The organism is Microbispora hainanensis, from assembly GCF_006874475.1.
GTDB lineage: Bacteria > Actinomycetota > Actinomycetes > Streptosporangiales > Streptosporangiaceae > Microbispora > Microbispora hainanensis.
The window spans coordinates 24,321-31,414 of record NZ_VIRM01000076.1 but is presented as its reverse complement, the minus strand read 5'-3'; the positions used below and the strand labels follow the sequence as shown (position 1 = coordinate 31,414).

The window sequence follows — 7,094 nt, the reverse complement described above, 5'->3', positions numbered from 1 at the left end:
GTGATCGGTGGCGTCGGCTCATCGCGGGCCGCGCCAGCTGAGCTGCGCTCCCCGCACGCCGGACCGGCGAATGCCTAGCTGGATACGGCTGGATCGGTGGTCAGAGCGCGTACGCGGGTGGCGTCGTCGTGGGGGAGGGAGGTCGCCGTGAGTGCCCGGCGGGAGTCCATCGGGCGGTAGGCCGTACGGGACAGGCCGGTCCAGGCGAAGGCGGGGCGGGATCCAGAGCGGGAGGACAGGCAGGCGGCGGTGACCCGGCGGACGGCGCGGTCGGTCCAGGGCAGGCCACACCAGGCGTAGAGGTCGCGGAAGCCGTCGAGGGGTGCGGCGCACAGGTCCTCGTAACGCACGACCTTGATCCCGGCAGTGCGGCCGGCCACCGTGTCGGTGACCCGCCACGCGGTCCTCCACAACACCGCTGCCGCGGTGATCACGTCGTGCTCGCCGGCGAAGGGCTCCAGATCGGCCACGTACGGGTGGTCGCGCAGCAGGAGGGGCTGATCGAGGAGTTCGCGCATGTCCACCCTCCAGCCGAGCCGCCGCCAGCTCCCGGCGAACGACACGGGGTCGCGGACCACGACGACCACCCGGCAGCCGAGGCGGGCGGCGAACCACTCGGCGGACAGGAGCGCGAACGGATCGTCCAGCAGCGCCCTCCTGGCCAGCAGGCGGCCGAGGGTGAAGGCGGTGCCATATTTGGCCATCCGCGCGAGGTCGCCGGGGCCGTGGTTGCGGCGGAGTTCGGCCGCCCAGCCGTAGCGCAGCCCGGCCGTACGGGAGAACGCCGCCAGCCAGGGCGTCTCGTCGTCCGGGCAGATGTACTGGAAACGGTGCGTGACGGACGCGTTCAGCACGCCGGGGGAGCGGCCCGGTGGGCGCTGCGGGTTCAGCGGCTCGTTGACGTAGACCAGCCGCCCGCTCGCCGTGAGCATCCGGCCCACCCAGCTCGTGCCGCTGCGCGGCAGGCCGGTGACCAGCACAGGCGGTTCCCCGCTCACGAGGCCGCCTTCGCGGGACCGGCCGACCGGCCCACGCCGAAGGGGAGCAGGCCATAGCGGCGGTGGACCTGGACGGCGGGCAGCAGGTTCTTCACGAGCACACCGCCCGACCAGCCCAGCACCGCCCCCAGGGCGCCGTGCGCGGGGACGAGCAGCACATCGAGGGCGATCGTCACGGCGACGGCCGTCGTCACGTTGGCCAGGCTGGCGGCCGTGCGCCCGCCCGCGACGAGCACGACGTCGACCATGCCGCACGCGGTCGCGACCATCATCGTGGCCGACAGGACGATCGCGATCGCGCCGCCGCCGGCGTAGGCGGGCCCGAACAGCGGCAGCAGCCACGGCGCGAGCGCCGCGTAGCCCAGCCACAGCGGCCAGGTGAGCACGATCAGCCATCTGGTGGTGGTGCGATAGAGGGCTCGGGCGGCGTCCAGGTCGCCCTCGGCCAGGGCCCTGACCAGCCGGGCCTGCGCGGCCTGGGCGAGCCCCTGCCCGGCGAGCTGCCCCAGCACCTTGAACCGGGTCGCCGCCGTGTAGACGGCCGCCGCCGCGGGCCCCGCGAGCAGCGCGACGATCACCACGTCGAGCCGCTGGAACACCGACTGCAGGGCCGCCGCGGCCGACCTCGGCGCGGTGTGCCGCCAGAAGGCTCCCACCTCCCCCACGTCGTACGGCCCGAGCCCGCGCAGCCGTACGGCGGCCAGCACCGCGCCGGCCACGGAGGGAAGCGCCCAGGCGGCGGCGAGCACCGGCGGCGGGGCCCCCGCGAGCACGGCGGCGGTGACGAGGGCGAGCTGCCCGAGCGGCTGCACGGCCCCGGCGAGCAGCAGCGTCGGCCGCATGGTGCCGAGGCCACGGGTGGCGCAGATCAGCACGTCGGACAGGACGACGAACGGCAGGGCGGCGGCCAGCACGACCCAGACGCCGCCGGGCACACCGGTGAGCCCGGCGAGCGGCCCGGCCGCCACGGCGACCCCGGCGCCGGTCACCGACGCGAGCGCGGCCACCGGCGCGAGGACCCCGCGGACCAGCCGCCGTCCCCCATCCGGGGAGCGGACGGAACGGTTGCGGGCCAGGGCGTGGACGAGGCCGTTGCCGGTGTCGAGGCGGACGACGCCCGCGAGCATCAGGCACAGCGCGGTGGCCGTGAAGAACGCCCCGGCGGACGCGGGGGTGAGCGACCGCGTCACCACGAGCACGAGCGCGAACTGCCCGCCCGCGGCGGCGGCCGCCGTGGCCAGCCCGGCCAATCCATGCCGGAAAAGGCCCGTGCGCCCGCGAAAACCGCCGCGCTCAAGAGGACCTTCGCGCTCAGGAGGACCTTCGCGCTCAAGAGGACCTGCGTGCTCAGGAGGACCTTCGTGCTCATGCGGGGGCCCGGACGGGGTCCCGTGCTCGGGACGGTTCCGCCCGGGACCCGTGGGAGGACCGGTCAGCGCCGCCACGAGGGCACCGCTCCCAGCCACGGGACGAGCAACGCGTCCCACGGCTCGAAGTGCTCCCGAAGCCGCCGATAGACGGACGCGGGCATGGCCTCCCGCGGCCGGGCGTTGTGCCGCTTGAACTCCACGCTGCCCAGCCGGGGCAGCCCCAGGAAATCCAGCACCCGGTCATACACGGCGCCGGGATCGCGGAACAGCAGCCCGCTGTCGAGGACCAGGATCCGGTCACGCCCCACGAGCGGCTCCAGCCGGGCCAGTTGCTCGGCGTACCGTCCCCGCGCCAGATAGGCGTGGTGCCGGTGCTCGTGGCTGGCGTGGCCGGGGATGGTCCGCAGCCGTTCGGCCTCACCGGCGAGGCGCTCGGGCTCCAGCGCGATGGCGCGCTCGAAGCACGGCTCGGTCTCGAACCCCCGCGCCAGCTCGTGGGCGTGCGCGGAGCAGGCCCGCTCGACCGGGTCACGAACCAGGACGATCAGCTTGACCCCGGGCAGGTCGGCCGCGATGCGGGCTCCCGCCAGGGGATGGAACAGGTAGTAGGGGGACGACTCGAACGCCTGGGGGGCATGACCCCATCGGTATCGGACCGCCCGCGCGCGGGACGTCAGCGGGAAGTGGGCGCGATACCAGGGCAGGCCCCGCTCGTAGGCCATGTCGAAGTAGTGGACGCCCTTGCGCAGCACCGGCTTCATGACCAGCGGATGCCGGGACAGGGCGCGATAGAGCGAGGTCGTGCCGCACCGCTGCGCCCCGACGATCAGAAACGACGGCAGCACTCTGCCGCCGCTGGTCAGCCTTCCGGCGGCGTACGACACGGCGTGCGCCGAGTGCTTCAACGGCGCCTTCACAGCAGGCACTCCTCGTGATCGACGAGAGGGTTCAGCCAGACGGCGGGCGGCCCGAGCGGCTCGTGGCCGTCGCGGCGGTGCCGCTCGGCCAGGGTCACCAGATAGTGGACCGCCGTACGGCGGGCCTGGGCCACGTCGACGCCGAACGGCTCCAGGAGCCCGACCGCCTGGGCGAGACAGGACCGGGCGGCGACCGGAGGCGGCATCCGGCGCAGCGCCCGATGGAAGTAGTGGTGCAGGACGTCGAAGCCGAGCGGCACGCCCACCGCGAACCGCTCCCAGTCCCACACGAGCAGCCGCCCGTCCGTCCCCGCGGCGAGGTTCCAGGGCGTGAAGTCGCCGTGCCAGGCCGCGGCGTTCCCGCAGCCCGCCTCGTCGCCGTACGGGCGGATGGCGGCGATCTCCCGCACGGCCGACGCGAGCAGGGGAGCGGGCACGCGGCGGGAACCCACGCGGCGCGAGCCGATGGGCAATGGTGACAGCATCAGCACCTCAAGGCCCCGCCACTGGCCGTGATAGAGCACGTCGGGCGGCACGACGACCTTCAACGGCCGCCCGGCGAGCATGCGCAGCACCTCGTTCTCGTAGCGCACCAGCCGCCTGGCTCGCGCCGTGTCGCCGATCTTCACGAACCCCGCGAGCCCCGACTCGTCGTACGCCTCCAGAATCGGCTTGCGGTTGGCGCGGCGGGCGGGCCTGACGTGGACGACGACCCGCATCCGGCGGCCGAGGACGTCGCTGAGGTGCGTCTCGATCGTGTCGATCCCGCCGGCGACGGGCAGGCCGCGTCCCAGCGCGCGGTGCCACCACGCGCGCGGGACGACCCGCCGGGGCACGAGGCGGTGCGGCACCACGGTGCGGGCCTCCGGCCGGATACCCGGCCGGACATCGGGCCGGACATCGGGCCGGACATCGGGCGGGGAAGGGGGGAACAGCAGGTCCATCACCTCGTCCAGGTAGTGGAGCCGATCGGCCGCGTCCCTCATCGGGCCTCCCGGAGGTCGGATGCCCCGGCGGCGTTGCGCCAGAGCAGGGCGAAGGAGATCAGATACAGGGTCAGGGCGCTGATCAGCCCGTCGTAGACGACCATGTAGAGCAGCACGAGGATCATCACGAGCGTCCCCGCCCTGCCGATGGGGGTCCGGTCGGCCCAGTAGCGCCGCACCGCTCCGGCGAAGAAGGCGACGTACAGCAGGGCCCCCGTGAAGCCCTGGCTGATCAGCAGGAGCCACAGCTGCCCGTCGCTGCCGAGCGGGGGATGGCCGCAGTCCGTGCACCACGCGCTGCGGCCCGTCGTGACCGTGCGGTGGCTGCCGTACGCGGTGCGCGTGTTGCCATAGCCGATGACCGGCGAGGTGGCCGCGACCCGGATGGTGGTCGCGACCGTGAACGCGCGGATGCCGTTGCTCTGCGGGTTGTCCAGCCGTTGCACGACGATCGTGCTCAGCGGCGACAGCAGGAACGCCGCCGCGGCGACGGCCGCGACCGCTCCGGCCAGCAGGGGGCGTGCGCCCCGGATCATCACATAGGCCACCGAGATCCCGAGCCCGATCCACAGGCCCCGGTTGAGCGAGTAGACGACCGGCACCGCGGCCGCGGCGAGCACGAGCACGGCCGCCACCCGCCGGTACGGTCCCCCGTAGGTCCACCAGCCGACCACGAACCAGATCACCAGCACCGAGACGTCGGCGCCCCAGGCGTTGGCCCACTCGAACGGCGCCTCCGGGCGCGGCGCGGCGTGCCCGAGCACATGCTGCATCTGGGCCGACGTCGGGTGGATGAGGTTGGCGACGAAGGGATGGCCGCCGATCGACGACGGCAGCACCATCTCCAGCGGCGAGGTGAACGCGAAGCCGGGCGCGAACACGCCGAGCAGCCCGCCCCCGACGGCCGTCAGGAACAGCACGCCGAGCCACCTGACCAGCGTGCGCTGCGGCAGCTCGTCGTGGGTGAGATTGCCCAGGTAGAGCACCATGATCAGAAGCGAGACGTAGACGGCCAGCCGCATCAGGTAGCCGATGACCCGGCCGGCGGCGAGCTCGCCGTACGTGCCGTCCGGCGTCTCGGCGAGCGTGAGCGCGCTGATCAGGTAGCCCGTCAGCAGCAGCGCCCACAGGCCGAAGCCCTTCGGCGCGCGGATCGGCCGCCTGCGCCACAGCATCACGGTCATCGGCACGGCCAGGACCACCACCGACAGCCCGCCCAGGCCGAGCGCCCACCAGACCGGATAACCGAGCAGGTATGCCGCGATCGGCCACGCCGGCCCCAAGAAACGGCGCCGGGGGAGCCGGGCGGGAAGGGCCTGCCACCCCGTCCCGTACGCCCTGAGCGGCTGGGGGACGGCGGCCACGGGCGCGCCCGGGGTGCGGGGGGCGGGGATCGTCACGCGCCCCACTCCGCCGTCTCGGGCACGGGCGCGACGAACCCCGGCGGCACGGCGACGGCGCCGAGCACGCGGGCGCCCTGCCGGGCGAGCTGCCGTACGGCCCGGGTGACCTCGGGGGAGGTCGTCCGCCGCAGGCCGACCAGCAGCACGGCGGCGTCGGGATGGGCGGAGCGGCCGGTCACGACCGTCACCGGCACCAGATGCGCCAGCGCGGGGCCGAGGCTCTTGGTGAGCAGCCTGGCCATGCCCTGCGCTCCCGCGCCTTCCAGGCGTCCCGCCCCCGCGCCGTCCAGGCGTCCTGCTCCCACGGAGTCCTGGCGCGCCGCCCGCGAGCCCTTCTGGCGCCGTGCCCGCCCGCCGTCGAAAATGCCCGTCCCCACGCCTTCGACGAGCAGCCGGTGGGGCCCGCCGCCCAGAGACGTGGCGACGGCGGCGGCCATCTCGTCGAGGGACGCCGAGCCCGGCCTGGCCGGAAGCTCGGCCAGCAGCGGCAGGCCGCACAGCCGTTCGATGTCGGCGCTGGTGCGGATGCGGGTGTCCAGCCGGTCGCGGCCGAACGCGGCCCCCGCCCCGGCGAGCACGCCCAGGAACAGGCCGCTGCCGAGGAAGAGCGGCGGGCTCGGGTAGGACGGCCGGGCGGGCGGCCTGGCGGGGCTGATCACCGTGCCCGGCGTCACCGCGACGGTCTTGAGCGCGTCGTAGCGCAGCGTGAGGTCCGCCGCCTGGCGGGCGAGCAGGGCCTGCCGCCTGGACGTCGCCTGCCCCGCCGTGGTGGCGGTGGTCGCCGTCTGGGCCGTGCCCGCCTCCTCCAGGTCGTCCTCGATCTGGCGCAGCCGCGCGACGATCAGCCTGAGCTGGCCGCCGATCGCGTCCTCCGCGGCGCGGGCGCGGTTGCGCAGATAGGCCTCCGCGTACGCCTGGGCCCCGGCGGCCGCGGCCCGCGGATCGGACGCCGAGTAAGAAATGGAGAGAACGGCGGAATTGGGAGGGACGTCCACGGTCAGGTGCTCCCGCAATTCCTCCGGATCCGGATATTTCAGAATCGCGGCGGCCAGGGTCGAGACGACCGCCGATCGGGCGATCTGCGATTCGGTGTCGAGATTGAGGATTTCCCGCTGCCGGGAGTTCGGCACGTTGAACTGTTCCTGCGCGCCGGTCGGCATCACCTGCACCTGGGCGGTCGCGGTGTAACGCGGGGGAGTGAGCACGAGGGCGGCGGTCCCGCCGCCCACTCCGGCGAGCAGGCAGATGACGGCGACCAGGCGCCTGCGCCGGAGCACAGAACCGTATTCGGCAAGGTCGCGGCTGTGCGGCGGCAGGCTCATCGAACTCCCCGTGCCCTCGTTGGTCACGCGGCCGCGGCCGGCGGTGGGGCCACCGGTGCCCCTCCGGATGCGGGAGGGAGAGCCGGGCGCGTTCGTGG

The 7,094-nt window shown here is 74.2% G+C and carries 6 protein-coding genes; all 6 read right to left on the bottom strand.

What is annotated here, in order from left to right; all coding sequences use genetic code 11:
* Positions 1–74: 74 nt before the first annotated feature.
* The 6 genes from FLX08_RS37255 to FLX08_RS37230 all read right to left on the bottom strand — a co-directional run bounded on the left by FLX08_RS37255 (position 75) and on the right by FLX08_RS37230 (position 6,996).
* Complete coding sequence (locus FLX08_RS37255; protein WP_142624966.1) at positions 75–998, bottom strand: sulfotransferase; 924 nt, start codon at positions 996–998, stop codon at positions 75–77.
* A complete protein-coding gene (locus FLX08_RS37250; RefSeq protein WP_142624965.1) occupies positions 995–2,248 on the bottom strand; it encodes a lipopolysaccharide biosynthesis protein in 1,254 nt (417 codons plus the stop codon). Before FLX08_RS37250 ends, FLX08_RS37255 begins: the two co-directional genes overlap by 4 nt.
* 182 nt (positions 2,249–2,430) lie before the next feature.
* Positions 2,431–3,285, bottom strand: coding sequence for a sulfotransferase domain-containing protein (locus tag FLX08_RS37245; RefSeq protein ID WP_142624964.1), 855 nt, complete (start codon positions 3,283–3,285; stop codon positions 2,431–2,433).
* Positions 3,282–4,271 (bottom strand): hypothetical protein, encoded by a 990-nt coding sequence (locus FLX08_RS37240; RefSeq protein WP_142624963.1) that lies wholly within the window; start codon positions 4,269–4,271, stop codon positions 3,282–3,284. The genes FLX08_RS37245 and FLX08_RS37240 overlap by 4 nt, the downstream gene beginning before the upstream one ends.
* Positions 4,268–5,671, bottom strand: a complete 1,404-nt coding sequence (locus FLX08_RS37235) for a hypothetical protein (RefSeq protein WP_244313167.1) — start codon at positions 5,669–5,671, stop codon at positions 4,268–4,270. Before FLX08_RS37235 ends, FLX08_RS37240 begins: the two co-directional genes overlap by 4 nt.
* Positions 5,668–6,996: a YveK family protein gene (locus FLX08_RS37230; protein WP_142624962.1), complete on the bottom strand. Its 1,329-nt coding sequence runs from the start codon at positions 6,994–6,996 to the stop codon at positions 5,668–5,670. The genes FLX08_RS37235 and FLX08_RS37230 overlap by 4 nt, the downstream gene beginning before the upstream one ends.
* Between the last annotated feature and the right edge of the window lie 98 nt (positions 6,997–7,094).

Coding starts and splice junctions, on each gene's coding strand:
- FLX08_RS37240 (WP_142624963.1), bottom strand. CDS start 4,271: ATGAGGGACGCGGCCGATCGGCTCCACTACCTGGACGAGGTGATGGAC.
- FLX08_RS37230 (WP_142624962.1), bottom strand. CDS start 6,996: ATGAGCCTGCCGCCGCACAGCCGCGACCTTGCCGAATACGGTTCTGTG.